Genomic DNA, 26319 nt, shown 5'->3' with positions numbered 1-26319 from the left:
TATCGAGTTGCCCCCATCTCCGGCAAGCCGGCTCCCACAGGTACAGCGCAAGCCTCGAGTCTGGCGCTGGAGCTGTGGGAGCTGGCTTGCCAGCGATAGGGCCCGAACAGACAACGGATCAGTCACAGGTAGTACCGCATGTCTCCAAGCCCCGCCAGCGACACCCCACGCTTGCCCTCCATCGACACCCTGCTGCGCCATCCGGCCTGCCAGCCGCTGCTCGACCGTCATGGCCGCGACGCTACTCTGGCCACCCTGCGCCAGCTCCTCGACGACTTGCGCGAACCAGCTCGTCTGGGTCAGCTTGGCGCCGTGGAACTGAGCGCCGACGTCCTGCTCGGGCGCACGGGCGAGCGCCTGGCCATCCAGCAACGCAGCCAGGTGCGTCGGGTCTTCAACCTCACCGGCACGGTGCTGCATACCAACCTCGGCCGCGCCTTGCTGCCGGAGGAGGCGGTGGAGGCGATGCAGGTCGCTGCCCGCTATCCGCTGAACCTGGAGTTCGACCTGGCCACCGGCAAGCGGGGTGACCGCGACGACCTGATCGAAGGCCTGATCCGCGAGCTGACCGGCGCCGAAGCCGTCACCGTGGTCAACAACAATGCCGCCGCCGTGCTGCTGGCGCTCAACAGCCTGGGCGCACGCAAGGAGGGCATCATCTCCCGCGGCGAGCTGATCGAGATCGGCGGTGCGTTCCGCATCCCCGACATCATGGCCCGCGCCGGGGTGAAGCTGCACGAGATCGGCACCACCAACCGCACCCACGCCCGCGACTACGAAGGTGCGATCAACCCGCGTACCGGCCTGCTGATGCGCGTGCATTGCAGCAACTACAGCATCCAGGGCTTCACCACCCAGGTACCCACCGCCGAGCTGGCGCGCATCGCCCACGACCATCAGTTGCCGCTGCTCGAAGACCTGGGCAGCGGCAGCCTGCTCGACCTGACCCGCTGGGGCCTGCCGGCCGAGCCGACGGTGCGCCAGGCGCTGGCCGACGGCGCCGACATCGTCACCTTCAGCGGCGACAAGCTGCTGGGCGGCCCGCAGGCGGGGATCATCGTCGGGCGCAAGGAATTGATCGCGAAGATCAAGAAGAACCCGCTCAAGCGTGCCCTGCGGGTCGACAAGATCACCCTTGCCGCGCTGGAGGCGGTGCTGCAGCTTTATCGCAACCCCGATCGCCTGGCCGAGCGCCTGCCCAGCCTGCGCCTGCTGACCCGTGCGCAAGCCGAGATCGCCGCCCAGGCCGAGCGTCTGGCGCCTGAGTTGGCTGCTCGTCTCGGCGCGCAATGGGTGGTGAGCGTCGAGCCGGCCCTGGGCATGATCGGCAGCGGCAGCCAGCCGGTGGCGCGGCTGCCCAGCGCGGCGCTGTGCCTGCGCCCGCAGGTGTCGAAGAAACTGCGCGGGCGTAGCTTGCATGTGCTGGAGCGCGCGTTGCGCGACCTGCCGGTGCCGGTGCTCGGGCGTATCGACGACGATGCTCTGTGGCTTGACCTGCGCCAGCTGGACGACGAGGCCCAGTGGCTGGCGCAACTGCCGGCGTTGCAACTGGGGCCGGTGCAGTGATTGTCGGGACTGCCGGCCACATCGACCATGGCAAGACCGCGCTGCTCCAGGCCCTGACCGGCCAGGCCGGCGACACCCGCCGGGAGGAGCGCGACCGGGGCATGACCATCGACCTCGGTTATCGCTACGCGGCGCTGGCGCAAGGGGCGCCGCTGACAGGCTTCATCGATGTGCCGGGCCACGAGCGGTTTATCCACAACATGCTGGCCGGTGCCCATGGCATCGACCTGGTACTGCTGGTGGTGGCCGCTGACGATGGGGTGATGCCGCAGACCCGTGAGCACCTCTCGATCATCGAGTTGCTGGGCATTCCCCAGGCGTTGGTGGTGATCAGCAAGTGCGACCGGGTCGAGCCGTCGCGGTTGAGCGAAGTCCGGGCCCAGGTCATTGAGCTGCTCGCGCCCGGCCCCTACGCCGGGGCCAGGCAGTTTGCGGTTTCGAGCCTGTCCGGCGAGGGGATCGAGGCCCTGCGCGAGGCTTTGCTGGCGGCTGAAGCGCATGTTCGCCAGCGCAGCGTGCGTGGCGGTTTCCGCCTGGCGGCAGACCGAGCTTTCGCGGTTTCCGGAGCGGGAGTCGTGGTCACCGGCACGGCGCTGGCCGGGCAGGTCAGCGTCGGTGATACCTTGCTGCTGGGCAAGGCCGGCAAAGTGGTGCGGGTGCGTGGCCTGCATGCCCAGAACCAGGCGGCCCTGGTCGCCGCAGCCGGGCAGCGGGTGGCCTTGAACATCAGCGCGGAAAAACTTTCGGCCGAGCAGGTGCATCGTGGCGACTGGCTTGTGCCGCAGTGGCTGCATGCGCCCAGCGTGCGGGTCGATATCGACTTCACCCTGCTGCCGGGCGAAACCCGCGCCTTCGAGCATTTCAGCGCAGTGCACGTGCACCTGGGCACCCAGGATGTCACCGCCCGGGTTGCCTTGCTCGAGGGTGAGCGGCTCGCCGCCGGCCAGCGCATGTTCGCCCAGTTGCTGCTCAATGCCCCGCTGCAGGCGGTGCACGGGGATCGCCTGGTACTGCGTGACCAACGCGCCCAGCGCACGCTGGGTGGTGGGCGTGTGCTCGACCCGTTCGCCCCGAGCCGGCAACGGCGCAGCGAGGCGCGTTTGCGTCAGTTGCAGGTGCTGCGCGAAGCCGACAATCTCGAGCAAGCGCTGTCGGCCCTGCTCGAGGCGGCCCCCGGCGGTCTCGAGCCCCGGCGTCTGGAGCGCCAGTTCAACCGCCTGCGCGAGACCTGGCAGTTGCCGGATTCGGTGCTGGTGATTGCCACCCGTCAAGGTCAGCTGTTGTTCGATCGCTTACAGTGGCAGGCGCTCAAGCGACAGGTGCTGGAGCGTCTGGCGCAGTTCCATGAGCAGGAGCCCGACCAGCTTGGCCCGGACCGGGACCGCTTGCGCCGCTTTAGCGCCTTGCCATTGGAGCGCCCCGCGTTTGTCAGCTTGCTGGATGAGTTGCTGGGCGCAGGCGAGATCAGCAGCAGCGGCCCATGGCTGCACCTGCCGGACCACCGGGTCCAGTTGAGCGCCGCGGACAATGCGTTGTGGGAGCGTCTGCTGCCGCGCCTGCTGGCAGGTGAGTTCGACCCGCCCTGGGTACGGACCCTGGCCAGCGAGGAGGGCTGCGAAGAGGCTGATGTCCGGCTGTTGTTGCGCAAGCTGGCCCGATTGGGCGTTGTGCATCAGGTGGTGCGTGACCTGTTCTACCCGGAGACGACGCTCAGGCGCATGGCAGAGCTGTTGTTGCGCCAGGCTGCGACATCGCCGATAGTGCAGGTCGCGGCGTTTCGCGATGGTTTGGCCATCGGTCGCAAGCGCAGTGTGCAGATCCTCGAGTACTTCGACCGCATCGGCCTGACCCGACGGGTCGGTGACCTGCGGCAGGTTCGTGCTGACAGCGCCCTGGCCCAGCCGCAACACGGGCCCTGATTTCAAGGAAGGCAATCGCGCCCGGTGGCGCGGCCGGGCTTCAAACCCGGTTGGGGACGGCAGCCGTTCCCGGGCAGGTTCGACTCCCGCTGCCTTCCGCCACTTTTCCAGATGCTGAAACGATCGCGGGGCAAGCCCGCTCCCATGGATTTGTGGGAGCGGGCTTGCCCCGCGATGGCGAACGGAAGATCTGCGAGTCAGGCGCGCTCGCCGCACAGGTCCAGCGCGAACCAGTGCTCCGCCGCCTGTACATCCAGCCCCGAGCCCAGCAACGCGAACAGCTTGCCCAGCGCCGCCTCGCGGGTCATGCCGCCGCCACTGACCAGCCCGGTGTCGCGCAGGCGGCTGCCGGCGGCGTAGGTGTCGAATACCACCGAGCCTTCCGGGCACTGGCTGATGGCAACGATCATCACGCCGCCCTGGCGGGCGTCGTGCAGCGCGTCGAGCAGCGCCTGATCATCCGACGGGCCGGTGCCGCTGCCGTAGCACTCCAGCACCAGGCCCTGGATGCCGCTGTCGAACAGGCCGCGCAGGTGTTCGGCCGCAAGGCCCGGGAACACCGGCATGACCGCAAGCTTGACCGGCTGGCGTGGCTGGCGGTAGTCCAGGCGGGTCGGCAGTTCCGGGGCACGCTCGCCATCACGATGGCGCGGCAGCACGGTGAAGGCGTCGAACGCCTCACTGCGCAGTTTCGAGGCGCGGCAGCCGTGCAGCAACTGGCCATGGAAATACAGCTGCACGCCATCTTCCAGGCCGTTTTCGAACAGATTGAGCGCGCCGACCAGGTTGGCCCAGGCATCGCTGTCCGGCGCGCCGGCCGGCAGCATCGAGCCGGTAAGCAGCACCGGCACCGGCAGGCCCAGCAGCAGGAACGACAGGGCAGCGGCGCTGTACGCCAGGGTGTCGGTGCCATGCAGCACCAGCACGCCGTCATGCCCGTCGCGTTCGACCGCCTCGACGATGGCATCGCGCATCGCCAGCCAGTTGGCCTGTTGCATGTTGGCGCTGTCGATCAGCGGATTCAGTTCACGCAGCGCCCATTGCACCTTGGGCGCATCGCCGCAGGCGGCAAAGTGTTCGCGCATGCGCGCTTCGAAGCCACCGGCCGGCGCGAGGCCTTCGGCGGTCTGCAGCATGCCGATGGTGCCGCCGGTGTAGAGGACGAGGAGATTCTTGACTGCACGCATGGGAGTATTCCGTAGCGATGTAGCGAAGGAAAGAGACAGCCGCCCCGAGTGGGGCGGCTGTGGCAGGGCAGGGTGTCAGTGCTGCGCTGGCGCCGGGGCGGCGGCTTTGTCAGCGGCTGTTTCAGCCTGCGGGTTGGCCGGCCAGGCGGCGCGGTCCAGGTCCAGGTCGGCGAACTTGCTGGAGTCGAACACCGGCTGCTTGATCCCCGCCTTGCGTTGTGCGTCGTAGTCGCGCATCACGCGCAGGCCGACCTTGAACAGCATGGCCAGGGCGATCAGGTTGACGAAGGCCAGGCAGGTCATGGTGATGTCGGCGAAGGCGAACACGGTCGACAGGTCCTGGGTCGAACCCCACACTACCAGCGCCAGCACCAGGCCACGGAAGGTCATCAGCACGGCACGGTTGCGGCTGAGGAACTGCAGGCTGTTCTCGCCCAGGTAGTAGTTGTAGAGGATGCAGGTGAAGACGAACAGCGACAGCGCGACGCTGACGAAGATGCGGCCCCAGTCACCAACCACGGCGGCCAGCGAGTTCTGGGTCAGGACGATGCCGTCACCTTCGAAGCCTGGGGTGTAGAAGCCCGACAGCAGGATCAGCAGCGCGGTGCAGGTGCAGATCACGAAGGTGTCGAGGAACACGCTGAAGGCCTGGACCACGCCCTGGGCGCCCGGGTGCTTCACGGCGGCCACGGCGGCCACGTTCGGCGCGCTGCCCAGGCCCGCTTCGTTGGCGAACACGCCACGCTTCACGCCCATGACGATGGCGCTGCCGAGCAGGCCGCCGAACGCCGGGTCGAGGCCGAAGGCGCTCTTGAAGATAGTTTCCAGCATGGCTGGCACGTGTTCGATCTGGGTGCCGATCACGTACAGGGTCACGCCGATGTAGGCCAGGGTCTTGACCGGTACCAGCAGGTCGGACACGGCGGCGATGCGCTTGATGCCGCCGATGAAGGTGATGGCCAGCAGCACGGCGAGGACGATGCCGGTTTGCTTGGGATCGAAGGCGAAGGCGTTCTGCAGCGAGTGGGTCACGGTGTACGACTGCAGACCGATGAAGGCGAAGCCGTAGGTGACCAGCAGCAGGATCGAGAACACGATGGCCATGCTTTTCAGCTTCAGGCCGTGCTGGATGTAGTACGCCGGGCCGCCGCGGTACAGGCCGTCGCCGTCGGCGCGCTTGTAGACCTGGGCCAGGGTGCATTCGAAGAAGCTGCTGGACATGCCCACCAGTGCGGTGACCCACATCCAGAACACGGCGCCTGGGCCGCCGAGGGTCACGGCGATACCGACACCGGCGATGTTACCGGCGCCGACGCGGCCGGCGAGGCTCAGCATCAGGGCCTGGAACGAGCTCAGTTGGCCTGCCTGGCCGCGAAGGGATTCCTTGAAGACGCCGAACATGTGGCCGAAGTGACGGAACTGGACGAACCGCGAGCGGATGGTGAAGTAACCGCCGAGTCCGACGATCAGCACGATGAGGAGTTTCCCCGAAAGGAAATCGTTGAGTGCTTCGAGCATTGGAAAATGACCTCGATTCTTATTCTTCGCATGGAAAGACCAGCGGACGGCAGGCGCACCGCTATTCATTGGGGGCGCATGGTTGGCTATGACAACTATGGTTACAATTTCGCGGGTTGCTCCATTTTGGTGCGAGTTGATGCTAGAATGGCGTCACTCGCATCACCTGGACCCGCGTATCATGGGCGATCATTTCGCTATCAACCTCAAATTGGCCTGCAGCCATTACCGCTCTATCTCCGAGGTTTGCCGGCAGCTGTCGATCAACCGGGCGCAGTTCAACAAGTATCTGAGCGGCCAGAGCCGCCCGACGGCCTACAACCTCAAGCGCATTGGCGACTTCTTCGGTGTGGAGGACTACGAGCTGGGCCTGCCGCCCGAGCAGTTCGCCCGCCTGATCGGCGCACGCAACCAGCAGCAGCCTGTTGGCCCCCAGGACGACCCCATCAGCGAGCTGTTCAAGCCACTGCATAAAGAAGCCGGCAACCTCTCGCGCTATTGCGGCTACTACTTCGAATACTCCAACTGCATGTCGGTGCCCGGTTCGATCCTGGTGTCGCTGGTGCACCTGTGGGAGGAGCGCGGCAGTTTCCTGTTCGAGCGCCAGGAACGCCAGGAGCGCAGCAGCGGCCTCGACCGGCATGCCGAGGTGCGCTGCCGCTATCTGGGCGCGGCGTTCCAGCTGCAGGACCGGATGTTCCTGATCGACTACGAGTCGCTGACCCTCAACGAGATGAGTCAGACCGTGCTCATCCCCAGCTTCAAGAGCCGGATCAGCCGCCTGAACGGCCTCAAGACCGGGGTTTCCAGCGGTGACCGGCGCAACCCGGCCTGCACCCGCGTGGTGTGGGAATACCTCGGCGAGGAGATCAACCGCATCAACGCCTTCCGCCAGATCAAGCTTTACCGCCCGGACGATCCGCGCATCGACGACGATATCCGCGACCGCCTCAGTGCGGGGATGATCAGCAACGGGTTGTTCGAGATCGAGTGAATCAACGTTGATGGCGCATTGACTCGTGGGCGCCCGCAGAACTAGTCGAGAATGAACGCCGCCACCGCATTGGCCACCTGATCCGCCACTTGTGGCCGGTCTCGCAGGTGCGCGGCGATGCCGTGGTCGCAGTCGGTGAGCATCAGGCATTCCACATGGGGCGCCGGCACCGAGCGCAACAAGGCGTGGGTGACTTCCTCGGGGATCGGGCTGTAGCGCTCGACACCCGCCAGGCGCCGGGTCCCGGCCGAGGTCCCGGGGCCCTGGCCGTGGACCTTGGAGTTGAGCCCGTCATATTCGCCGATCACCAGCAGCACTCGGCCCTGGAACTGGCGCAGGAAGGCATAGCTGTCGCAGTCGAGGAACGCAAAAGGCTTGCGAATCGCTTCGCTGAAGGCCGGCCCGAAGGGCGCGCAATGGGCTGCATCGGGATACACCGCCGGGCAGATCAGCACCAGCTTGCGAACGTTGGGGCGCTGGGCGGCCAGCTTGAGGGCGATGGCGGCGCCCAGGCTGTGGCCGACCAGGGTGTCGCTGCGCGCATCCAGATGCTGGTGGAAGCGCAGGGCTTCCTGCAGGTTGCTGGCCAACGACGCGTCCTTTGCACCAGGCTCGCTGGCCAGGCTGTGGCCGGAGAGGTTGCCGGTCAGCGAACCGATCCCCTGCTGTTGCAGGCGATAGAGCAAAGGGTTCAGGCGGGTGAAATCGGAGCGGGCGCCGCCGACAACAAAGACCGTGGGGGCACACTCATGTGCCGGGAGCAGCAGGCGGGCCTGTTGCCGATAACCGTCGAAAGCCTCGTCGATGAAGCGTTCCGGGCCGGGAGCGGGTTCGTCGTATTGCCATCTGGCGCGCAGCGCGGTGTTCGACTCGGCATCCATGTTGATCTCCTTGAACAGGCCATGCGCAGTATAAGTAGCTGTCGGCAAAGGCGGAACACCCGTCCGATCGGTGCCAATAGGCACGCGGCACGCGCCAGGCCTTGCCTGGGTTGGACTTCCCCTGTCGGAAACAGCAAAATGAACCCTTTCCTCCATCGACCAGACCGGACCTGTTGACTCTATGCGTATGCGCCTGATGCTGTTGGGTGGTGGCAATGCCCTCGGGCAAGCGCTGATTCGTCTCGGGGCCGAGGAAGACATCGCGTTCCTGGCGCCTCGCCCTCCGGAAAACGGCTGGGATCCGGCCAGCCTGACCCTGCTGCTCGACGAGCAGCGCCCGCACACCGTGATCAACCTGGCCTACTACTTCGACTGGTTCCAGGCCGAGTCGGTCAGCGAGCAACGCCTGGCCCAGCAGGAGCGGGCGGTGGAGCGGCTTGCCGAACTGTGCCAGCACCACGAGATGATCCTCGTGCAGCCGTCCAGCTATCGGGTGTTCGATGGTTCGCGCGCCACGGCCTACAGCGAGAAGGACGAGCCGGTACCGCTCGGCCTGCGTGGCCAGGCGTTGTGGCGCATCGAGCAGAGTGTGCGCGCCACCTGCCCGCAGCATGTGCTGCTGCGTTTCGGCTGGCTGCTGGATGAAAGCCTCGATGGCGCGCTCGGGCGTTTCCTGACCCGTGCCGAACAGCCCCAGGAGCTGCTGCTGGCCGATGACCGCCGCGGCAACCCGACACCGGTGGACGACGCGGCGAGGGTGATCCTCTCGGTGCTCAAGCAGCTCGATTGCCAGGCGCCGCTGTGGGGTACCTACCACTACGCCGGCAACGAGGCCACCACGCCGCTGGTGCTCGGCCAGGCGATCCTCACCGAGGCCACCCAGTGGCGCAAGCTGGCCGTGCAGGCGCCTACCGCCCAGGCCCACGCCGCCCGCCCGGATGCCAGCGAGGAGCCGCAACACGCGGTACTGGCCTGCAAGAAGATCCTTCATACCTTCGGCATCAAGCCACGCGCCTGGCGCGCCGGCTTGCCGCCCCTACTGGACAGATTCTACCGACATGGCTGACGCCCCCATCCTGATCACCGGCGGTGCCGGCTTCATTGGCTCGCACCTGTGCGATGCGTTGCTGGAGAAAGGCTACGCGGTGCGTATCCTCGACGACCTGTCGACCGGCAAGCGCGACAACCTGCAGCTTGGCCACCCGCGCCTGGAACTGCTCGAGGGCGATGTCGCCGATGCCGCGCTGGTGGCCCGTGCCGCCAGTGGCTGCCAGGCAGTGGTGCACCTGGCCGCGGTGGCCTCGGTGCAGGCCTCGGTGGAAGACCCGGTGAAAACCCACCAGAGCAACTTCATCGGCACGCTGAACGTGTGCGAGGCGATGCGCCTGAACGGCATCCGCCGCGTGCTGTTCGCCTCCAGCGCGGCGGTGTACGGCAACAACGGCGAAGGCCAGTCGATTGCCGAAGACACGCCCAAGGCGCCGCTGACCCCCTACGCGGTGGACAAGCTGGCCAGCGAGCAGTACCTGGACTTCTACCGCCGCCAACACGGGTTGGAGCCGGTGGTGTTCCGCTTCTTCAACATCTTCGGGCCACGCCAGGACCCTTCCTCGCCGTATTCCGGGGTGATCAGCATCTTCTGCGAGCGCGCCACCAGTGGCAAACCGATCACGGTGTTCGGTGATGGCGAGCAGACCCGCGACTTCCTGTTTGTCGGTGACCTGGTCCAGGTAATGGTGCAGGCGCTCGAGCAGCAGGCGGTGGAAGAGGGCGCGGTGAACATCGGCCTCAACCAGGCGACCTCGCTGAACCAGTTGCTCAAGGCGCTGGAACAGGTGGTGGGCGGTTTGCCTGCAATCAGCTACGGCCAGGCACGCTCGGGGGACATCCGCCATTCGCGGGCGGACAACTCGCGTTTGCTGGCACGTTTCGCATTTCCCGAGCCAACGCCGTTTGTCGAAGGTCTGGCCCGCTTGCTCGGCAAAGCTTGAGCCTCTCGCGGGGCTTGCCCCGCGATGACGTCACGAATGCCGGTTCAGCTGTCGCCGGCAATCCTCCGGCCCCAGCACTCGCCCGTCCCGGGCCCGCACCTGCAACGTCTCCAGCCCCTGGCCGCGATCATCGACCAACTGCGAGCGTGACTCTCCTGACGTGAACAGGTACCGCTCCCCCCATTGGCGCAAGCCGATCACGATCGGAAACACCGAGCGGCCCTTTTCCGTCAGCACATATTCCTTGTAGGCACTGCCATCGGATGCAGGCTGCTTTGCCAGTAGCCCGGCCTCCACCAGCAGTTTCAGGCGCGAAGCGAGGATGTTCTTCGCCAGCCCGAGGTTTTTCTGCAATTCGCTGAAACGGCACGGGCCATCGAAGGCATCGCGCAGGATCATCAGCGCCCAGCGCTCGCCGAGCACCTCCAGGGCGCGGGCCACTGGGCATTGCTGGTTGTTTTCGTCGAGCATGAGGCGTTCCTTAAACGTGATCTGGTTGCAGAATAAAACCATGTTTGCTAGAAATCCAGCTTCATGGTTTTAAATTGAAACCAGATCTGGAGGGATTGCTGATGCCACCGCTCACCCGTGGATTGACGCTGTTGTTGGCTGCCGCCTGCGCCCTGGCCGTGGCCACGGTGTACCTCGCCCAGCCGCTGCTGGAGGCCATGGCCGCAAGCCTCGGCGTAAGCGCTGCGCGCGCCGGCCTGGTGGTGGGCATGACCCAGGCCGGCTATGCCTTGGGTCTGTTGCTGATCGTGCCGCTGGGCGACCTGGTCGATCGCCGCCGGCTGATTGTTGGCCAGTTGCTGGCATCGGCCGGCGCGTTGTTGGCCGTGGCGTTTGCCGTGGACTGGGCCATGTTGCTGGCGGTGATGGCCATGGTCGGCCTGGCTGCGGTGGTGGTGCAGGTGATGGTCGCGCATGCAGCCACACTGGCCACGCCAGCTCAGCAGGGGCAGGCGGTGGGGACTGTCACCAGTGGCGTGGTGCTGGGCATCCTGTCAGCGCGCCTGGTTTCGGGCGCACTGGCTGACCTGCTGGGCTGGCACGGCGTATACGTCGTGGCGGCGGGGCTGGCGTTGGTCATGGCGTTGTTGCTGGCCTGGCGCTTGCCTGCTGTCAGGCCGCAGGGGCCGAGGCAGCGCTATCGGGTACTACTGGTTTCAGTGCTGCGCTTGTACCGGCATGACCGTCTGCTGTGTCAGCGCGGTGTGTTTGCGGTACTGGTCTTCGCGGCGTTCAGCGTGCTGTGGAGCGCGATGGTGTTGCCCCTGAGCGCCGCGCCCCTGGCTCTGGACCATACACAGGTCGGGCTGTTCGGTCTGGCCGGAGTGGCTGGCGCGCTGGCGGCGTCGCGTGCCGGGCGACTGGCGGATCAGGGGCAGGGCCGGCGGGTGAGCGGATGGGCGCTCGGGCTGTTGACGTTGTCATGGCTGCCCAGCGCCTACCTGGAGCAGTCATTGCTGGCGCTGGTGATCGGGGTGCTGATGCTGGACCTGGCCGTGCAGGCCGTGCATGTGACCAACCAGAGCTTGTTGCTGGCGGGGCGCGGCGAGATGGCCAGCCGGCTGATCGGTGCCTACATGTGCTGCTATTCGGTCGGCAGCGGGGTGGGTGCGGTCGTGGCGACCTGGGTGTATGGGCAGTGGGGCTGGGTGGCGGTGTGCGGGTTGGGGGCGGGGATAAGCGCGGTTGCCTGGGGCTACTGGGGGTACCTGTGGTGGGGTGAGACGGCGCGGGGCAAGCCCGCTCCAGAAGGAACGGGCTTGCCTGCGGATCAGAACTTGTAGCCGATGCCGACCATGTAGACCCATGGATCGACGTCCACGTCGACCTTGGTCTTGCCGACGCCCAGCGCGCTCGGGCCATCGATGCTGGCCTTGGTGTCGATGTCGACGTACCAGACCGCGGCGTTGAGCAGCAGGTTGTCGGTGAGCATGTAGTCCATGCCCAGCTGGCCGGCGATGCCTACCGAGTCCTTCAGCTTCATGTTGCTGAAGCCCTGGGCCTTGCGGTTGCTGCTCAGGTCTTCATCGAAGAACATCGTGTAGTTGATGCCCACGCCAGCGTAGGGCTGGAATTTGGAGCTTGGCTCCATCGGGTAGTACTGCAGCGACAGGGTCGGTGGCAGCTGCTTGATGTCGGCCAGCTTGCCATCCAGGCCTGGGCCGAGGCCCTTGACGCCGACTTTGTGCTGGAACGGCGTGGCGGCCAGCAGCTCGAGGCCGATGTGGTCGGTAAGCATGTAGGCGAAGGCCAGGCCCAGCTGGGTGTCGCTGTCCAGGGTCGCCTTGGTGCCCGAGACCTTGGCGCCATCGAGCTTGATGTCACCGCTGCTTTCGTTCGGCGCAGTGGTGATGGCGCCGGCGCGGAGGATGAAATCCCCCGCCTGGTGGGCGTGGGCAACAGGGGCTGCGAGCGCCAACGCGACGAGCGAGGCACTGAGCAAGGACTTGTTCATGGAAGCTCCCAGAGGACGTGAGTAATCGAGTAGTCCAATGGTACGAAGCTGACTAAACAGAAAGTTTGACCCAGCTCAACGAAGCCTCTTCAAACGGGCGTGCACAGTTCTCACTTCAGCTCATAAGCGTAGATTTTCTCGGCTTCCATCTGGTAGCCCGCATCGGCCAGCTCGCTGCTGGACGCCTTGACCTGCATCGTGCCTTCGATCCAGTAGGGTTGATAGAGGTCTTCGATACGCACGCCCATCTCGCTGAAGATGTGCACGATCTGGTTCGAGGGCGGCGGTGGCACGTGGATGCAGGCGCCGTAGTAGGGCACCAGGAGAAACTCGGTGGTGCGGCCTTCATCGCTGACTTCCAGTGGCACGATGTAGCCGGGGATCTTCACCGGCTGGCCGTCCAGCGCCTTTACCACTGGCGCGTTGGGCGCCTGCTGGCGCGCGGCGGGGGCGGCCTCGGCAGCCAGCGCGTCGCTGATCTGCGACAGGTCGTGCAGCGGCGTCAGTTGCGGCGGGATGATCGGCGCGCCTTCGGGGATCAACGCGGGCCAGTCCAGTTCACGAGGTTCGGCGGCACACACCGTGGATGCCAGCAATACCACTGCCAGTAACAGGTAATGCCAAGCAGTGGAAGCCTGCCTGTTGTCCATGGATGTCGCGCTCATGAAGGTTCTCAAAGGTGAATCGACAGGCCATCGGCCAGCGACTGTCGGTAAGCGCGCCAGGCCGGCACGCTGCCCATCAGCAGCGCCGCGCCAAGGATGATAGCCAGCAGCGTCCACTCATGGGCGCTTGGCCAGGCCAATGGCAGGTACAGCCCGTAATTGGCCTGCACATAGCCCTGTGCCAGGGCTATGCCGGCATACAGCAAGCCAAGCCCGGCGGCGATGCCCGACAATGCCAGGGCCAGTGCCTCGAGCACCAGCAGCCCGGCGATGTGCCAGGGACGGGCCCCCACCGAGCGCAGGATGGCCATTTCCCGGCGGCGTTCGTTGAGGCTGGTGAGAATCGCGGTGAGCATGCCGATCAGGCCGGTGAGCACGACGAACAACGACACCACGAACAATGCCTGCTCGGCCGTGCCCATCAGGCTCCACAGCTCCTGCAGGGCCACACCGGGCAGGATCGCCAACAGGGGCTCGGCACGGTACTCGTTGATTTCGCGCTGCAGGCTGAAAGTGGCGATCTTGCTGTTGAGCCCGAGCATGAAGGCGGTGATGGCGGTGGGTTGCAGGTCCATGGCGCGGGCCTGCTCGGCACTGATGCGTCCGGCGCCACGGGCCGGGACGCCGTTGTGCCAGTCGATGTGAATCGCTTCCATCCCTGCCAGGCTGATGTGCAGCGTGCGGTCCACCGGGGTGCCGGTGCGCTCGAGCACGCCGACCACGGTGAATGGCTTGTCGTCGTGCTTGACCAGGCTGATGGCGGCCACGCCGTGCGCCAGCACCAGCTTGTCACCCAGTTTGTAGTGCAGCGCTTCGGCGACTTCGGCACCCAGCACCACTTCGAATGGATCGTCGGCAAACGCCCGGCCCTGGTCGAGTGCCAGGTGCTGGCGGCGACCGAACTGGTAATGGCTGAAGTAGTCGGCGCTGGTGCCCATCACCCGGTAGCCACGGTGTGAATCGCCCAGTGAAATCGGGATCGCCCACTTCACCCGTGGATCCTTGGCGTAATGCTCGTAGCTGTCCCAGCGGATGTTGTTGGTGGCATTGCCGATGCGGAACACCGAGTACAGCAGCAGATTCACCGACCCCGAGCGGGCGCCGACGATCAGGTCGGTGCCACTGATGGTGCTGGCGAAACTGGCGCGGGCTTCGGTGCGTACCCGCTCGACGGCCAGCAGCAAGCACACCGACAGGGCGATGGCGAACGCGGTGAGCAGGGCGGTGAAACGGCGGTTGGCCAGGCTGGCCAGGGCAAGGCGAAGCAGGTACATCAGGCCTCCCGGGGCTTGGCGGCGCGATTGAGCTCGGCCAGGGACAGGTGGCGGTCGAACAGCGGCGCCAGGCTCTGGTCATGGCTGACGAACAGCAGGCTGGCGCCGGCGTCGCGGCACTCGTCGAACAACAGGCGGATGAAGGCCTCGCGGGTGTCGGCGTCGAGGGCCGAGGTCGGCTCGTCGGCGATCACCAGCTCGGGCTGGCCGATCAGCGCCCTGGCCGCGGCGACCCGCTGCTGTTGCCCGATCGACAGGCTGTCGGCGCGGCGGGCGAGCAGGGCCGGATCGTCCAGGCCCAGGTGGGCGAGCAACTGGGCCGCGGCCTGGTCGATGCTGCCGTGGCGCTGGGCGGCGCGAACGGCACGGCTTTTCGAGAAGCGGCAGGGCAGCTCGACGTTTTCGCGCACCGAGAGGAACGGCAGCAGGTTGAACTGCTGGAAGATGTAGCCGGTGTGATCGACCCGGAAGCGGTCGCGCGCGCCCTGGCCCAAGGTCGCCAAGTCCTGGCCGAGCAGGCGGATGCTGCCCTGGCCTGGGCGGTTGACCCCGCCCAGCAGGCCGAGCAGGGTGGTCTTGCCACTGCCGCTGGGGCCCTTGAGGAACAACGCCTCGCCGGGCTCCAGGCGAAACGCCGGGATCTCCAGCAGCGGCGCCTGGCCAGGCCAGGCGAACACCAGGTCATGCAGTTCGATCAGCGGCTGGCTCATTCAGAACTCGACCACGGCCTTGGCGGGGGTGGCTTCCACGCCTTTCTGGCCATTCGGGCCGATCAGTTGCACGTTGATCTTCTGGGTTTGCGGGAAGGTTTTGAACAGGCGGCCGAGGTCGATCTGGGTGAGTTTGCCCGGGGTGGCGCAGGTCAGCTGGTAACGGGCATTGATGTCGGCGTGCTGGTGCGCGTCGCCGCCAGCCTCGGGGGCATTACCGAACAGCGGGCTTTCCAGCTCCTGCGCCTCCTCCTTGCAACCGGCGGCCTGGGTAATGGCGAACAGCTTCAGGGGTTGCTCGAGCTGCTGACGTGCGGCGGCGACCTTGGCTTTGTCGGCGTCGCTGTTGGCGGCGTGTTCGAAGCCGACCAGGTTCATCGCCGGGCTGTCCAGCGCCAGCTCGAGGACGTTGCCGTCGAGTACCGCGTTGAGCTTGGCCACGCCGTGCTCATGGGCGCCGAGGGTGCCATGGGCGTGATCGTGGTCATGTTCATGGTCGTGATCGTCGTGGGCATGGGCCACGGCCAGGGGAAGCAGGGCAAAGGGCAGGGCGAGCAACAGACGACGCATGGACGGCTCCACAGGCGGCTTGGGATGAATTTGTGATGTTATAACAATTTGCATTTGCGCCGCCAGCCTGCCTGGCACAGGTTTCATGTTCGTGGGAGCATGGCGTAATCGAGCCTGGAAACAAGGAAATAATCGTGAGAATTCGTGGACAGATCGGCGAGTGGCCGGTGGACCTGACTGTCGAGCTGGAGCCGCATGAGTGGGCGCAGCTGGGGCGTAGGATGGATGTCCAGGCCCCGGTGGAAGCTGCGCCGGTCAGCGCCAGCCCCGTACCCCGACAGGATGACGGACAGTGGGCGGCGGCGCGTGAAGTGCTGCGTCAGGCGGGGCAGATGGGTGGTCCGGAGCTGCTGGAGCGTCTGGAAGGTTTGGCCGGAAGCGTGGCGGCAGGCAAGCGGCTGCTGGTGCGCTTGCGCCATAGCAGTGAGGTGAAGGTGGAAAGTGGCGTGGATGCGCCGGTGTATCGCTGGGTGGGATGAGGGGCTGCATAGCAGCCCCCAGCAGCCTCAGAACAACGCTGAGGACAGCTTGCGGCGGTACACACTGACCAGCGGATGCTCGTTGCCCAACAGATCGAACACCTGTAGCAGCGCCTTCTGCGGCAGGCCGTTCTCGTAGGTGCGGTTGCGCTGGAACAGCTTCAGCAGACCATCCATCGCGGCCTCGTACTGCTGGCGTGCCAACTGCTGGATGCACAGCTGGTAGGCTGCTTCGTCATCCTGCGGATTCTGCGCCAGGCGGCTCTTCAGCTCCGCGGCTTCCGGCAGGCTGGCGGCCTGGCGCAGGAAGGTCAGCTGGGCCTTGGCGCCGGCCAGTGCGGCCTTGTGCTCGTCGGTCTTGACCGCGTCGAGCACCACCTGGGCCTCGCCCAGCTCGCCGCGCTCGGCCAGGCAGCGGGCGTAGAGGATCAGCGCCTCGGCATTGCTGTTGTCTTCACCCAGCAGCACCTGCAGCAGGGCCTCGGCCTCGCTGAAACGACTCTCGGCGAACAGCGCCTTGGCCTGCTCCAGCGGCGCGGCGGCGGGCGGCGCGGGCATCTGCACATGGGGTTCGAGCATGGCGCGTATGGCCGACTCGGGCTGCGCGCCGGCAAAGCCGTCGACCGGTTGGCCATCCTTGAACAGCACCACGGTCGGCAGGCTGCGGATGCCGAACTGGGCGACGATCTGCTGCTCGACGTCGCAGTTGATCTTGGCCAGCAGCAGCTCGCCCTGGTAACCCTCGGCGATCTTCGCCAGCAGCGGCATCAGCGCCTTGCACGGCGCGCACCATTCGGCCCAGAAGTCGACCAGCACCGGCTTGTGGAAGGAGTTCTCGATGACCAGTTGCTGGAAGTTGGCATCGGTGGCATCGAAGATATAGGGCAGGCTTTGGTTAACTGGCGCTTGGCTCATCGCAACTCTCGCAAATCCGTGAATGCCCCCACTATAAGGGCTCGCGGCTGGCGTGGTACAGGCTGACCCGGCGGAATTCGTGCGGCTCGGCCAGATCCGGCAGGGTCAGCGCCTCCAGCACGCCGAGCGGGCGGTACAGCGGATGGTTGAAATCGCGCACCCGCGAGTCGGCCACCAGCGCCTGGCGGCCACGGCCGAGGAATGCGTCCAGCAACGGCAGGTTGGCGCGGTCGTAGAGCACATCGGCGACCAGGATCAGGTCGAAGCGGTCGGCCTCGGCGAAAAAATCGCTGCTGTAGCCCAGCGTCACGCCGTTCAGCGCGGCGTTGGCGCGGCAGGCGTCCAGGGCCAGCAGGTCGAGGTCGCAGGCCACCACCTCCAGCGCGCCGGCCCGGGCGGCGGCGATACCGGCGATGCCGGAGCCGGCGCCGAAGTCCAGCACGCGCTTGCCACGCACCCAGTGCGGCTGCTCGGCCAGGTAGCGCGCCATGGCCAGGCCGCTGGCCCAGCAGAAGCTCCAGTAGGGCGGCTCTTCGAGAATGCGCCGGGTTTCCTCGCTGCTGAATGCGCGATCCATGTTCTGGTCGTCGATCAACCAGAGCTTCAGGTCGCACTCGGGCAGTTCACTGACGATCAGGCGTGCTTCGCCGATCAGGCCGCTCAAGGCCTGTTGCAGGGCCAGCGGGGCCATCTATGGTGCCTTTTCGAAACGCAGCGGGCCGGTGGCCTGGGTCTGGGCCTGGGCGATGGGTACCGGAGGCAGGTGCAGGATCAACTGGCCGGAGCGGCTGGCGCGGCCGCGCAGTTCGACCCGCGCGCCGGCCGGGAAGGCTTCGGGGTTGAAGCGCAGGCGGTAGGGCAGGGCCTGGCCGGTGCCGCTCAGGGTGCTGCTGGCCAGCAGTTGCTGCGGGCGGCCACGCTCGTCGATCACCAGCAGGGCCAGCTCCACATCGGCACCTGCCGGGATTTCCATCAGGGTACCGCTCAGCTCGCGCTGGTAGGCCGGTAGCGGGCCCAGGGGTTCGGTCTTCTTTACCACCTTGGCCGGCACCGGCGCCGGGGCTTGTTCCGGCTTGGGGCGGTCGCTGCCGCAGGCGGCGAGCAGGGCGGCGCAACACAGCACGACGAGCGCTCGAGGGTACATGGGGTCGTCCTTCACGGGCAGATTTGCATGGATGGTAACCCCTTTGGCTTGTCTTGCCAGTGCAATGCGCTACCATGGCCCTCCCTTTTTTTGTTGCCTGCCACCATGCACTGTCCGTTTTGCGGCGCCAACGACACCAAGGTCATCGACTCGCGCCTGGTCGCCGAGGGCGAACAGGTGCGTCGCCGTCGCGAGTGCGTCGCCTGCGGCGAACGTTTCACCACCTTCGAAACCGCCGAGCTGGTGCTGCCGCGGCTGATCAAGCAGGACGGCACCCGCCAGCCCTTCGATGAAGACAAGCTGCGCGCCGGCATGCAGCGCGCGCTGGAAAAGCGCCCGGTCAGCGTCGAGCGCCTGGAAGCGGCGCTGGCGCACATCAAGAGCCGCCTGCGTGCCACCGGCGAGCGCGAAGTGAAGTCGTTGGTGGTCGGCGAGATGGTGATGGCCGAACTGCGCAAGCTCGACGAAGTGGCCTACATCCGATTCGCCTCGGTCTACCGACGTTTCCAGGACCTCGACGAATTCCGCGAAGAAATCGACCGCCTGGCCCGCGAGCCAGCCAAAGAGTAAGCATGTCCAGCCAAGCCATTCTCGACGCCCACTACATGGCCCGGGCCGTGGAACTCGCCCGCAAGGGCCTGTACAGCACCCACCCCAACCCCCGCGTGGGCTGCGTGATCGTGCGCGATGGCGAGGTGGTCGGCGAGGGCTGGCATGTGCGTGCCGGCGAGCCGCACGCCGAGGTCCACGCCCTGCGCCAGGCCGGCGAGCGCGCCCGAGGCGCCTGTGCCTACGTCACCCTCGAGCCCTGCAGCCACCATGGGCGCACGCCGCCGTGCGCCGAAGCCTTGGTCAACGCCGGGGTGGCGCGGGTGGTGGCGGCCATGCAGGACCCCAATCCGCAAGTGGCCGGCAATGGCCTGCGCCGTCTGCGCGAGGCCGGCATCGAGGTTGCCAGCGGGGTGCTCGAAGCCGAGGCCCGCGCCCTCAACCCAGGCTTCCTCAAGCGTATGGAGCACGGCCTGCCATTCGTGCGCGCCAAGCTGGCCATGAGCCTGGACGGTCGTACTGCCATGGCCAGTGGCGAGAGCCAGTGGATCACCGGCCCCGCCGCTCGCGCCGCGGTCCAGCGTCTGCGCGCCCGGTCCAGCGTGGTGCTGACCAGCGCCGAGAGCGTGCTGTTCGACAACGCCCGCATGACCGTGCGTGGCGAGGAACTGGGCCTGGATGAGGCGTTCACCGCCCTGGCCGTGTCGCGCCCGCCGCTGCGCGTGCTGATCGACGGGCGCCTGCGCCTGCCACTGGACGCGCCGTTCTTCCAGGCCGGCCCGGCGCTGGTGGTGACCGCCGCCGGCGAGGACCCTCGTTATGCCGCCGCCGGTCATGAGCTGCTCGACCTGCCCGGCAGCGACGGCCGCGTCGACTTGCCGGCCCTGCTGCGGGTGCTGGCCGGGCGCGGCGTCAACGAGATCCTCCTGGAAGCCGGCGCCGGCCTGGTCGGCGCCTTCGCCCGCCAGGGCCTGGTCGACGAGTACCAGTTGTTCGTCGCTGGCACCTTCCTCGGCTCCGACGCCCGTCCGCTGCTGGACTGGCCGCTGTCGAAAATGAGCGAGGCGCCGCGGCTGAAGATCACCGACATGCGCGCGGTCGGCGATGACTGGCGAGTCACTGCCATCCCCTTGCCGGCCCCCGGCGTATAATGCCTGGCTTGCTACGCGCAGCCCGTACTTGAGGAGAACAGCATGTTCACCGGCATCATCGAATCCATCGGCACCATCCGCAGCCTCACCCCCAAGGGCGGTGACGTGCGCGTCTACGTTGAAACCGGCAAGCTCGACCTGGCCGACGTCAAGCTCGGCGACAGCATCGCGGTCAACGGCGTGTGCCTGACCGCCGTCGAGCTGCCCGGCGACGGCTTCTGGGCCGATGTCAGCGTCGAGACCCTCAAGCGTACCGCCATGGTCGACCTCAAGAGCGGCAGCCGGGTCAACCTGGAAAAGGCCCTGACCCCGACCACCCGCCTGGGCGGACACCTGGTCAGCGGCCACGTCGACGGTGTCGGCGAGATCGTCTCGCGCGCTGATAACGCCCGCGCCATCCAGTTCCGCGTGCGTGCGCCCAAGGAACTGGCCAAGTACATCGCCCACAAGGGCTCGATCACCGTCGACGGTACCAGCCTGACGGTCAACGAAGTCGATGGCGCCGAGTTCGAGCTGACCATCGTCCCGCACACCCTGTCCGAAACCATCATGGCCGACTACCGCGCAGGGCGTCGGGTGAACCTTGAGGTCGACCTGCTGGCCCGTTACCTGGAGCGTCTGCTGCTGGGCGACAAGGCCGCCGAGCCGAGCAAAGGCAGTGGCATCACCGAAAGCTTCCTGGCCGCCAACGGCTTCTTGAAATCCTGATTGAGAAGGGGGTGCCGCGTGGCGCTCAACAGCATCGAAGAACTGGTCGAAGACATCCGCCAGGGCAAAATGGTCATCCTCATGGATGACGAAGACCGCGAGAACGAAGGCGACATCATCATGGCGGCCGAGTGCTGCCTGCCCGAGCACATCAATTTCATGGCCAAGCACGCCCGTGGCCTGATCTGCATGCCGATGACCCGCGAGCGCTGCGAAACCCTGAAGCTGCCGCTGATGGCGCCGCGCAACGGTTCGGGCTTCGGCACCAAGTTCACCGTGTCGATCGAGGCCGCCGAAGGCGTCACCACCGGCATCTCCGCCGCCGACCGCGCCCGCACCGTGCAGGCTGCCGCGGCCAAGGACGCCAAGGCCGAGGACATCGTCAGCCCTGGGCATATCTTCCCGCTGATGGCCCAGCCCGGCGGCACCCTGGCCCGCGCCGGCCATACCGAGGCCGCCTGCGACCTGGCGCGCATGGCCGGTTTCGAGCCGAGCGGGGTGATCTGCGAGGTGATGAACGACGACGGCACCATGTCGCGTCGCGCCGAGCTGGAAGTGTTCGCTGCCGAGCATGGCTTGAAGATCGGCACCATCGCCGACCTGATCCACTACCGCATGATCCACGAGCGCACCGTGCAGCGCGTTTCCGAGCAGTCGGTCGAGAGCGAGCTGGGCGAATTCAACCTGGTCACCTACCGTGACGCGGTGGAAGGCGACGTGCACATGGCCCTGACGCTGGGCAAGATCTGCGCTGAAGAGCCGACGCTGGTGCGGGTGCACAACATGGACCCGCTGCGCGACCTGCTGCTGGTCAAGCAGCCGGGGCGCTGGAGCCTGCGCGCGGCCATGGCCGCGGTGGCCGAGGCCGGCAGCGGCGTGGTCCTGCTGCTGGGCCACCCGCTGGACGGCGACGTGCTGCTGGCGCACATCCGCGAAAGCGCGGGCGATGCGCAGCCCAAGGCACCCACCACCTACAGCACCGTCGGTGCCGGTTCGCAGATCCTGCGCGACCTCGGTGTGCGCAAGATGCGCCTGATGAGTTCGCCGATGAAGTTCAATGCGATATCCGGATTCGATCTGGAAGTTGTAGAATACGTGCCCTCCGAGTGACTTGAGGCGGCCTGATCGCCCTTAAGCTCGAGTCAAAACCCTCCCGAGGCCGCCACAGCGCGGCCTCGCTCTTGAAGATGAGAACTCCGGAATGACCCTGAAGACCATCGAAGGTACCTTCATCGCCCCCAAAGGTCGCTATGCTTTGGTGGTTGGCCGCTTCAACAGCTTCGTCGTCGAAAGCCTGGTAAGCGGTGCAGTCGATGCCCTGGTACGCCACGGCGTCAGCGAAAGCGACATCACCATCATCCGTGCCCCGGGCGCGTTCGAAATCCCGCTGGTGGCACAGAAAGTCGCCCAGCAAGGCGCTTATGACGCGATCGTCGCCCTGGGCGCGGTGATCCGTGGCGGTACCCCGCACTTCGAATACGTGGCGGGCGAGTGCACCAAGGGCCTGGCCCAGGTGTCCATGGAGTTCGGTGTTCCGGTGGCCTTCGGCGTACTGACCGTCGACTCCATCGAACAGGCCATCGAGCGTTCCGGCACCAAGGCCGGCAACAAAGGTGCCGAAGCTGCCCTGTCCGCTCTGGAAATGGTCAGCCTGCTGGCGCAGTTGGAGGCCAAGTGATTAGCGACGAAAGCGATCGTTTCAACCCGCGCGATCCAAAACCCGCGGATGCCGGCAAGCCCTCGAAGAGCGCCAAGCGTCGCGAAGCCCGCAAGCTCGCCACGCAAGCGCTCTACCAGTGGCACATGGCCAAGCATTCGCTGAACGAGGTCGAAGCGCAGTTCCGGGTCGACAACGATTTCACCGATATCGACGGCGCCTACTTCCGCGAGATCCTGCACGGGGTCCCAGCGAAGAAGGCCGAGATCGACGAGGCGCTCAAGCCTTGCCTGGACACGCCGCTGGAAGAGCTCGACCCGGTCGAACTGGCCGTGCTGCGCCTGTCCACCTGGGAGTTCATGATGCGCGCCGACGTACCGTACCGCGTGGTCATCAACGAAGGTGTGGAACTGGCGAAAGTCTTCGGCGCCACCGACGGTCACAAGTTCGTCAACGGCGTGCTCGACAAGCTGGCTCCGCGTCTGCGTGAGGCGGAAGTCAAGGCGAACAAGCGCTGATCGCGGTGCTGACCAGCCATGGGTGAGTTCGAGCTGATCCGTCACTACTTCGCCGCCGCGCCCTGTGCGCAGGGCGGCGAGGGCGTGGCCCTGGGGATCGGCGATGACTGTGCCCTGCTGGACCTGCCTGCCGGCGAGCAGCTGGCGATCTCCACCGACACGCTCGTGGCCGGTGTGCATTTCCCCGCAGTCTGCGACCCGTTGCTGCTCGGCCAGCGCGCGCTGGCCGTGGCGGTCAGCGACCTGGCGGCCATGGGCGCCACGGCCATCGGCTTCACCCTTGCCCTCACCTTGCCCCAGGTCGGCGCGCAATGGCTTGCCGGCTTTGCCGACGGCCTCGGCCGCATGGCCGCGCGCTGCGGTATCAGCCTGATTGGTGGTGACACTACACGCGGCCCGTTGAGCATTACCGTGACCGTGTTCGGCCGGGTGCCGACCGGCCAGGCGCTGCGCCGCAGCGGCGCGCAGCCGGGCGACCTGCTGTGTGTCGGTGGTTTTCTGGGCAACGCGGCAGGGGCCTTGCCGTTGGTGCTGGGCGAACGCCAGGCGGCAGCCGATGTGGCCGGGCCATTGCTCGAGCATTACTGGTCGCCCTTGCCGCAACTGCAACTGGGCGAGCGCCTGCGCGGCCTGGCCACGGCGGCGCTGGATATTTCCGACGGCCTGCTGGCTGACTGCGGGCATATCGCCAAGGCGTCCGGCGTAGCGCTGCAGGTGAACCTGGCGCAGGTCCCCGTGTCTGCTCCTTTACAGGCTTTCCTCGGTCGAGAAGCGGCCTTGCAGGCAGCGCTCACCGGTGGTGACGACTACGTGCTGGCGTTCACCGTGCCGGAAAGCGCACTGACCGCCCTGGCCCGTGAGGTGCACGTCATCGGCCGGGTATTGGAAGGCCAGGGCGTGACCTTGCGTGACCCGCAAGGCCAGGACATCACCCCCGTGCAACGGGGCTATCAACATTTCAGGGAGACACCGTGACCGACCACCCCAACCAGGTGCCTGCGGAGTTCGTTCCGCCTTCGGTCTGGCGCAACCCGTGGCACTTCATCGCCTTCGGCTTCGGCTCGGGCACCCTGCCCAAGGCACCGGGGACCTGGGGTTCGCTGGTGGCGCTGCCGTTCATCCCGCTGTGGCAGATGCTGCCCGACTGGGGCTACTGGCTGTTGCTGGGCATCAGCATGCTGTTCGGCGTGTGGCTGTGCGGCAAGGTGGCCAACGACTTGCGCGTGCACGACCATGAGGGCATTGTCTGGGACGAGATCGTCGGCATGTGGATTACCCTGTGGCTGGTGCCGGAAGGTTGGCAGTGGCTGCTGGCGGGGTTCCTGATGTTCCGCTTCTTCGACATCCTCAAGCCGTGGCCGATCCGCTGGGTCGACCGCCATGTGCATGGTGGGTTCGGGATCATGCTCGACGATATCCTGGCCGGCGTGTTCGCCTGGCTGGGCATGCAGGTTCTGGTGTGGGCGGTGGCCTGATACAGGGAGCGTTGCGATGGGCCTGAAGGCTGTGGTGCTGGCATCGATGCTGTTGGTCGCGGGGCCGGGTGCGATGGCCCAGGAGGCGCCGGCGCAGGTGCGTCTGGTCAGCGAGGCGTGGGTCGACTACACCAATGCCGATGGCACCGGGCTGGCCTGGGACGTGTTGCGCAAGGTGTTCGAGCCGGCCGGGGTCAAGGTCGTGGTCAAGAGCGTGCCCTACAGCCGCGCCGTCGGGCTGGTGAAGCGCGGCGAGGCGGATGCCTGGGTCGGCTCCTACAAGGAAGAGAACGCCGACAACCTGTATCCACAGTGGTACTTCGACCAGGACCATATCTATGCCCTGGGCCTGGTCGACAAGCCGGTGCCAACGCTCGAGACCATCGGCCAGTACCGGCTGGCCTGGGTGCGCGGCTACGACTACGCCAGCTATCTGCCCGAGGTCCACAACTTCCGCGAGATCCAGCGTCGCGAGGGCATCCTGCCGATGCTCGAGCATGACCGGGTCGACTTCTACATCGATGCGCTCGCCGAGGTCGACTATGTGCTTGGCCAGGCGCCCGATGCCACGCGCTTTCGCCGCACCCACGTCGCCGAGCTGCCGTTGTACCTGGCCTTCACCCACAGTGAACAGGGAAAAGTCCTGCGCGACCTGTTCGACCAGCGCATGGAGCAACTGGTGCGCAGCGGCGAGCTGAAGCCGATCTTTGAGCGCTGGAAGCAGCCTTACCCGTTTACGGTTGATCACCTGCCCCATCAGTAAGTGCCCGCAGTCCGCTGCCGCAGGGGGCGGTGTGGGGCCATATGCATCTAACTTTTCGATCTTAAGCCACGATATTCCTCCTGCGCACCTGCGCCGGGCTGCTGATACAATCGGCCGATCTGAAAAAACCTACTGCCCAGGAGCACAACGTGCCCGTCGTCTTTGTTGCCGCCTCGAAACTCCCGACTCCCTTTGCGACCTTCACCATGCATGGCTTCCTCGACGAAGCCACTGGCCGCGAGCACGTGGTGCTCAGCCTGGGTGATATCGCCGACGGCGAGCCGGTGCTGGGGCGTCTGCACTCCGAATGCCTGACCGGCGATGCGCTGTTCAGCCAGCGTTGCGACTGCGGCTCGCAGCTGGAGGCCGCATTGCAGGCCATCGCCCGTGAAGGCCGTGGCGTACTGCTGTACCTGCGCCAGGAAGGCCGTGGCATCGGCCTGCTGAACAAGATCCGCGCCTACGAGTTGCAGGACGGCGGTGCCGATACCGTCGAGGCCAACGAGCGCCTGGGCTTCGCCGCCGATCAGCGTGACTACGCCATGTGCCTGCCGATGCTCGAGCACCTGGGCGTGAAGTCGCTGCGCCTGATGACCAACAACCCGCGCAAGGTAAAGGCCCTGACCGACATGTGCATCAAGGTCGCCGAGCGCGTGCCGCTGCACACTGGCCACAACCCGCACAACCGCCTGTACCTGGCCACCAAGGCCGACAAGCTCGGCCACATGATGGGCAACAAGCACCAGGGCGAGGTGCCCCAGGCGTGACGCGCACAGAGGTGAAGCGGCGGCTGGCGCTGGCCTGGTGGCAGTACCTGGCCGTGGGATTGCTGCCGCTGCCGGTGATGGCCTGGGCCTTCGGTGGCGGCGAGGCGCTGATCCCGGTGTTGGCCATGCCGCTGTTCATCGCCGGTGCCGCCAGCATGTTCCTCAGCCTGCCGCGCTTCAGCGCGTACAAGCGGGCGTTGATCGCCACCGACAAGGCGCTGGGCAGCGCCGAAGAGCCGGCCGCCTGGATCGAGCTGGCGCGAGTGCGCCGCCTGGCCATGCTGTTCGCCTGCTTCCCGGCCTGGGTTGCCGCGCTGTCGGTGCTGGTCGGGCTGGAGGCAGTGCCGCAGATTCTCCTTGCCCTGTCCACCGTGGTGCTGCTGTACCTCTATCGCATCCCGCGCCAGCTCGGTTGATGCGGGCGCTGCTCGCCGGTGTATCGCTGCTGTGGCTC

30 protein-coding genes and 1 tRNA gene are annotated in these 26319 nt (G+C 66.4%); 19 read left to right on the top strand and 12 right to left on the bottom strand.

Going from position 1 to position 26319, the window contains the following annotated elements; genetic code table 11:
* The first annotated feature begins 138 nt into the window (after nucleotides 1-138).
* The 3 genes from selA to ACODS9_RS22110 all read left to right on the top strand — a co-directional run bounded on the left by selA (nucleotide 139) and on the right by ACODS9_RS22110 (nucleotide 3587).
* Entirely contained in the window at nucleotides 139-1566 is a 1428-nt protein-coding gene (gene selA / locus ACODS9_RS22120; RefSeq protein ID WP_046857334.1) for an L-seryl-tRNA(Sec) selenium transferase, read from the top strand.
* Entirely contained in the window at nucleotides 1563-3485 is a 1923-nt protein-coding gene (gene selB, locus ACODS9_RS22115) for a selenocysteine-specific translation elongation factor (RefSeq protein WP_489094751.1), read from the top strand. Before selA ends, selB begins: the two co-directional genes overlap by 4 nt.
* Before the next feature lie 6 nt (nucleotides 3486-3491).
* Nucleotides 3492-3587: transfer RNA gene (locus ACODS9_RS22110), tRNA-Sec, on the top strand.
* A gap of 95 nt (nucleotides 3588-3682) precedes the next feature.
* Here the strand turns inward: ACODS9_RS22110 and ACODS9_RS22105 are convergent.
* Nucleotides 3683-4672, bottom strand: coding sequence for an asparaginase (locus tag ACODS9_RS22105; RefSeq protein WP_367857268.1), 990 nt, complete (start codon nucleotides 4670-4672; stop codon nucleotides 3683-3685).
* 75 nt (nucleotides 4673-4747) lie between these two features.
* Complete coding sequence (locus ACODS9_RS22100; RefSeq protein ID WP_023632679.1) at nucleotides 4748-6190, bottom strand: alanine/glycine:cation symporter family protein; 1443 nt, start codon at nucleotides 6188-6190, stop codon at nucleotides 4748-4750.
* A 181-nt stretch (nucleotides 6191-6371) separates the two neighbouring features.
* Here ACODS9_RS22100 and ACODS9_RS22095 point away from each other — a divergent pair, with 181 nt between their 5' ends.
* A complete protein-coding gene (locus tag ACODS9_RS22095) occupies nucleotides 6372-7184 on the top strand; it encodes a helix-turn-helix domain-containing protein (protein ID WP_023632678.1) in 813 nt (270 codons plus the stop codon).
* Between the two features lie 41 nt (nucleotides 7185-7225).
* On the opposite strand, the gene ACODS9_RS22090 is transcribed toward ACODS9_RS22095, so the two are convergent.
* A complete protein-coding gene (locus ACODS9_RS22090; RefSeq protein WP_489094750.1) occupies nucleotides 7226-8065 on the bottom strand; it encodes an alpha/beta hydrolase in 840 nt (279 codons plus the stop codon).
* 181 nt (nucleotides 8066-8246) lie between these two features.
* Between ACODS9_RS22090 and ACODS9_RS22085 the strand changes: the two genes are divergently transcribed.
* Entirely contained in the window at nucleotides 8247-9131 is an 885-nt protein-coding gene (locus tag ACODS9_RS22085) for a sugar nucleotide-binding protein (RefSeq protein ID WP_038707252.1), read from the top strand.
* Nucleotides 9124-10056 (top strand): NAD-dependent epimerase/dehydratase family protein, encoded by a 933-nt coding sequence (locus tag ACODS9_RS22080; RefSeq protein ID WP_139668147.1) that lies wholly within the window; start codon nucleotides 9124-9126, stop codon nucleotides 10054-10056. The genes ACODS9_RS22085 and ACODS9_RS22080 overlap by 8 nt, the downstream gene beginning before the upstream one ends.
* 30 nt (nucleotides 10057-10086) lie before the next feature.
* Here the strand turns inward: ACODS9_RS22080 and ACODS9_RS22075 are convergent, their stop codons facing one another.
* Complete coding sequence (locus ACODS9_RS22075; RefSeq protein ID WP_489094749.1) at nucleotides 10087-10527, bottom strand: winged helix-turn-helix transcriptional regulator; 441 nt, start codon at nucleotides 10525-10527, stop codon at nucleotides 10087-10089.
* Nucleotides 10528-10625: 98 nt separating this feature from the next.
* Between ACODS9_RS22075 and ACODS9_RS22070 the strand changes: the two genes are divergently transcribed.
* Nucleotides 10626-11849 carry an MFS transporter gene (locus ACODS9_RS22070; RefSeq protein WP_489094755.1) on the top strand — a complete coding sequence of 408 codons (1224 nt, stop codon included), beginning with the start codon at nucleotides 10626-10628 and terminating at the stop codon, nucleotides 11847-11849.
* Here the strand turns inward: ACODS9_RS22070 and ACODS9_RS22065 are convergent.
* The 5 genes from ACODS9_RS22065 to ACODS9_RS22045 form a co-directional block, all read right to left on the bottom strand.
* A complete protein-coding gene (locus tag ACODS9_RS22065; protein ID WP_046857328.1) occupies nucleotides 11837-12520 on the bottom strand; it encodes an OmpW/AlkL family protein in 684 nt (227 codons plus the stop codon). The genes ACODS9_RS22070 and ACODS9_RS22065 overlap by 13 nt on opposite strands.
* A 110-nt stretch (nucleotides 12521-12630) precedes the next feature.
* On the bottom strand, nucleotides 12631-13185 hold the full coding sequence (locus ACODS9_RS22060; RefSeq protein WP_046857327.1) for a DUF3299 domain-containing protein: 555 nt from the start codon (nucleotides 13183-13185) through the stop codon (nucleotides 12631-12633).
* A gap of 8 nt (nucleotides 13186-13193) precedes the next feature.
* Entirely contained in the window at nucleotides 13194-14459 is a 1266-nt protein-coding gene (locus tag ACODS9_RS22055) for an ABC transporter permease (protein WP_367857264.1), read from the bottom strand.
* The gene (locus tag ACODS9_RS22050) at nucleotides 14459-15169 is read right to left on the bottom strand and encodes an ABC transporter ATP-binding protein (RefSeq protein ID WP_110605257.1); all 711 of its coding nucleotides are present in this window, start codon (nucleotides 15167-15169) and stop codon (nucleotides 14459-14461) included. The genes ACODS9_RS22055 and ACODS9_RS22050 overlap by 1 nt, the downstream gene beginning before the upstream one ends.
* Nucleotides 15170-15739, bottom strand: coding sequence for a DUF2796 domain-containing protein (locus ACODS9_RS22045; protein ID WP_489094748.1), 570 nt, complete (start codon nucleotides 15737-15739; stop codon nucleotides 15170-15172). It abuts the gene before it with no gap.
* A 134-nt stretch (nucleotides 15740-15873) separates the two neighbouring features.
* On the opposite strand from ACODS9_RS22045, the gene ACODS9_RS22040 reads away from it, so the two are divergent.
* Nucleotides 15874-16218, top strand: coding sequence for a hypothetical protein (locus ACODS9_RS22040; RefSeq protein WP_198743771.1), 345 nt, complete (start codon nucleotides 15874-15876; stop codon nucleotides 16216-16218).
* A 27-nt stretch (nucleotides 16219-16245) separates the two neighbouring features.
* Here the strand turns inward: ACODS9_RS22040 and trxA are convergent, their stop codons facing one another.
* From trxA to ACODS9_RS22025, 3 genes are read right to left on the bottom strand one after another with little or no spacing between them, the layout of a single operon-like run.
* Nucleotides 16246-17133 carry a thioredoxin gene (trxA, locus tag ACODS9_RS22035; protein ID WP_489094747.1) on the bottom strand — a complete coding sequence of 296 codons (888 nt, stop codon included), beginning with the start codon at nucleotides 17131-17133 and terminating at the stop codon, nucleotides 16246-16248.
* A 31-nt stretch (nucleotides 17134-17164) separates the two neighbouring features.
* Nucleotides 17165-17824: a class I SAM-dependent methyltransferase gene (locus ACODS9_RS22030; RefSeq protein ID WP_489094746.1), complete on the bottom strand. Its 660-nt coding sequence runs from the start codon at nucleotides 17822-17824 to the stop codon at nucleotides 17165-17167.
* Nucleotides 17825-18277, bottom strand: a complete 453-nt coding sequence (locus ACODS9_RS22025; protein WP_489094745.1) for a hypothetical protein — start codon at nucleotides 18275-18277, stop codon at nucleotides 17825-17827.
* A gap of 105 nt (nucleotides 18278-18382) precedes the next feature.
* Between ACODS9_RS22025 and nrdR the strand changes: the two genes are divergently transcribed.
* The 11 genes from nrdR to ACODS9_RS21970 all read left to right on the top strand — a co-directional run bounded on the left by nrdR (nucleotide 18383) and on the right by ACODS9_RS21970 (nucleotide 26281).
* On the top strand, nucleotides 18383-18847 hold the full coding sequence (gene nrdR, locus ACODS9_RS22020; RefSeq protein WP_009685710.1) for a transcriptional regulator NrdR: 465 nt from the start codon (nucleotides 18383-18385) through the stop codon (nucleotides 18845-18847).
* Nucleotides 18848-18849: 2 nt separating this feature from the next.
* Nucleotides 18850-19977: a bifunctional diaminohydroxyphosphoribosylaminopyrimidine deaminase/5-amino-6-(5-phosphoribosylamino)uracil reductase RibD gene (gene ribD, locus ACODS9_RS22015; protein ID WP_489094744.1), complete on the top strand. Its 1128-nt coding sequence runs from the start codon at nucleotides 18850-18852 to the stop codon at nucleotides 19975-19977.
* A gap of 42 nt (nucleotides 19978-20019) precedes the next feature.
* On the top strand, nucleotides 20020-20685 hold the full coding sequence (locus ACODS9_RS22010; protein WP_023632720.1) for a riboflavin synthase: 666 nt from the start codon (nucleotides 20020-20022) through the stop codon (nucleotides 20683-20685).
* Nucleotides 20686-20703: 18 nt separating this feature from the next.
* Complete coding sequence (ribBA, locus tag ACODS9_RS22005; RefSeq protein ID WP_046857318.1) at nucleotides 20704-21795, top strand: bifunctional 3,4-dihydroxy-2-butanone-4-phosphate synthase/GTP cyclohydrolase II; 1092 nt, start codon at nucleotides 20704-20706, stop codon at nucleotides 21793-21795.
* A 91-nt stretch (nucleotides 21796-21886) separates the two neighbouring features.
* Complete coding sequence (gene ribH, locus ACODS9_RS22000; RefSeq protein ID WP_023631199.1) at nucleotides 21887-22363, top strand: 6,7-dimethyl-8-ribityllumazine synthase; 477 nt, start codon at nucleotides 21887-21889, stop codon at nucleotides 22361-22363.
* Nucleotides 22360-22860, top strand: coding sequence for a transcription antitermination factor NusB (gene nusB / locus ACODS9_RS21995; RefSeq protein ID WP_046857317.1), 501 nt, complete (start codon nucleotides 22360-22362; stop codon nucleotides 22858-22860). The genes ribH and nusB overlap by 4 nt, the downstream gene beginning before the upstream one ends.
* A gap of 18 nt (nucleotides 22861-22878) precedes the next feature.
* Nucleotides 22879-23835, top strand: a complete 957-nt coding sequence (thiL, locus tag ACODS9_RS21990) for a thiamine-phosphate kinase (protein ID WP_489094743.1) — start codon at nucleotides 22879-22881, stop codon at nucleotides 23833-23835.
* Nucleotides 23832-24335 carry a phosphatidylglycerophosphatase A family protein gene (locus tag ACODS9_RS21985; protein ID WP_023632630.1) on the top strand — a complete coding sequence of 168 codons (504 nt, stop codon included), beginning with the start codon at nucleotides 23832-23834 and terminating at the stop codon, nucleotides 24333-24335. The genes thiL and ACODS9_RS21985 overlap by 4 nt, the downstream gene beginning before the upstream one ends.
* Nucleotides 24336-24351: 16 nt before the next feature.
* Nucleotides 24352-25098: a substrate-binding periplasmic protein gene (locus ACODS9_RS21980; protein ID WP_401109690.1), complete on the top strand. Its 747-nt coding sequence runs from the start codon at nucleotides 24352-24354 to the stop codon at nucleotides 25096-25098.
* Between the two features lie 149 nt (nucleotides 25099-25247).
* Nucleotides 25248-25865, top strand: coding sequence for a GTP cyclohydrolase II (gene ribA / locus ACODS9_RS21975; protein ID WP_489094742.1), 618 nt, complete (start codon nucleotides 25248-25250; stop codon nucleotides 25863-25865).
* Nucleotides 25862-26281, top strand: a complete 420-nt coding sequence (locus ACODS9_RS21970) for a hypothetical protein (RefSeq protein WP_023631164.1) — start codon at nucleotides 25862-25864, stop codon at nucleotides 26279-26281. The genes ribA and ACODS9_RS21970 overlap by 4 nt, the downstream gene beginning before the upstream one ends.
* Nucleotides 26282-26319: the final 38 nt, after the last annotated feature.

It is taken from the genome of Pseudomonas sp. FG36, assembly GCF_057809275.1.
Note: the sequence above shows the minus strand (reverse complement) of the source record. Positions and strands in the feature narration are given on the sequence as shown.

Coding starts and splice junctions, on each gene's coding strand:
- selA (WP_046857334.1), top strand. CDS start 139: ATGTCTCCAAGCCCCGCCAGCGACACCCCACGCTTGCCCTCCATCGAC.
- ACODS9_RS22105 (WP_367857268.1), bottom strand. CDS start 4,672: ATGCGTGCAGTCAAGAATCTCCTCGTCCTCTACACCGGCGGCACCATC.
- ACODS9_RS22100 (WP_023632679.1), bottom strand. CDS start 6,190: ATGCTCGAAGCACTCAACGATTTCCTTTCGGGGAAACTCCTCATCGTG.
- ACODS9_RS22095 (WP_023632678.1), top strand. CDS start 6,372: ATGGGCGATCATTTCGCTATCAACCTCAAATTGGCCTGCAGCCATTAC.
- ACODS9_RS22090 (WP_489094750.1), bottom strand. CDS start 8,065: ATGGATGCCGAGTCGAACACCGCGCTGCGCGCCAGATGGCAATACGAC.
- ACODS9_RS22085 (WP_038707252.1), top strand. CDS start 8,247: ATGCGTATGCGCCTGATGCTGTTGGGTGGTGGCAATGCCCTCGGGCAA.
- ACODS9_RS22080 (WP_139668147.1), top strand. CDS start 9,124: ATGGCTGACGCCCCCATCCTGATCACCGGCGGTGCCGGCTTCATTGGC.
- ACODS9_RS22075 (WP_489094749.1), bottom strand. CDS start 10,527: ATGCTCGACGAAAACAACCAGCAATGCCCAGTGGCCCGCGCCCTGGAG.
- ACODS9_RS22065 (WP_046857328.1), bottom strand. CDS start 12,520: ATGAACAAGTCCTTGCTCAGTGCCTCGCTCGTCGCGTTGGCGCTCGCA.
- ACODS9_RS22060 (WP_046857327.1), bottom strand. CDS start 13,185: ATGAGCGCGACATCCATGGACAACAGGCAGGCTTCCACTGCTTGGCAT.
- ACODS9_RS22055 (WP_367857264.1), bottom strand. CDS start 14,459: ATGTACCTGCTTCGCCTTGCCCTGGCCAGCCTGGCCAACCGCCGTTTC.
- ACODS9_RS22050 (WP_110605257.1), bottom strand. CDS start 15,169: ATGAGCCAGCCGCTGATCGAACTGCATGACCTGGTGTTCGCCTGGCCT.
- ACODS9_RS22045 (WP_489094748.1), bottom strand. CDS start 15,739: ATGCGTCGTCTGTTGCTCGCCCTGCCCTTTGCCCTGCTTCCCCTGGCC.
- trxA (WP_489094747.1), bottom strand. CDS start 17,133: ATGAGCCAAGCGCCAGTTAACCAAAGCCTGCCCTATATCTTCGATGCC.
- ACODS9_RS22030 (WP_489094746.1), bottom strand. CDS start 17,824: ATGGCCCCGCTGGCCCTGCAACAGGCCTTGAGCGGCCTGATCGGCGAA.
- ACODS9_RS22025 (WP_489094745.1), bottom strand. CDS start 18,277: ATGTACCCTCGAGCGCTCGTCGTGCTGTGTTGCGCCGCCCTGCTCGCC.
- nrdR (WP_009685710.1), top strand. CDS start 18,383: ATGCACTGTCCGTTTTGCGGCGCCAACGACACCAAGGTCATCGACTCG.
- ribD (WP_489094744.1), top strand. CDS start 18,850: ATGTCCAGCCAAGCCATTCTCGACGCCCACTACATGGCCCGGGCCGTG.
- ACODS9_RS22010 (WP_023632720.1), top strand. CDS start 20,020: ATGTTCACCGGCATCATCGAATCCATCGGCACCATCCGCAGCCTCACC.
- ribH (WP_023631199.1), top strand. CDS start 21,887: ATGACCCTGAAGACCATCGAAGGTACCTTCATCGCCCCCAAAGGTCGC.
- thiL (WP_489094743.1), top strand. CDS start 22,879: ATGGGTGAGTTCGAGCTGATCCGTCACTACTTCGCCGCCGCGCCCTGT.
- ACODS9_RS21980 (WP_401109690.1), top strand. CDS start 24,352: ATGGGCCTGAAGGCTGTGGTGCTGGCATCGATGCTGTTGGTCGCGGGG.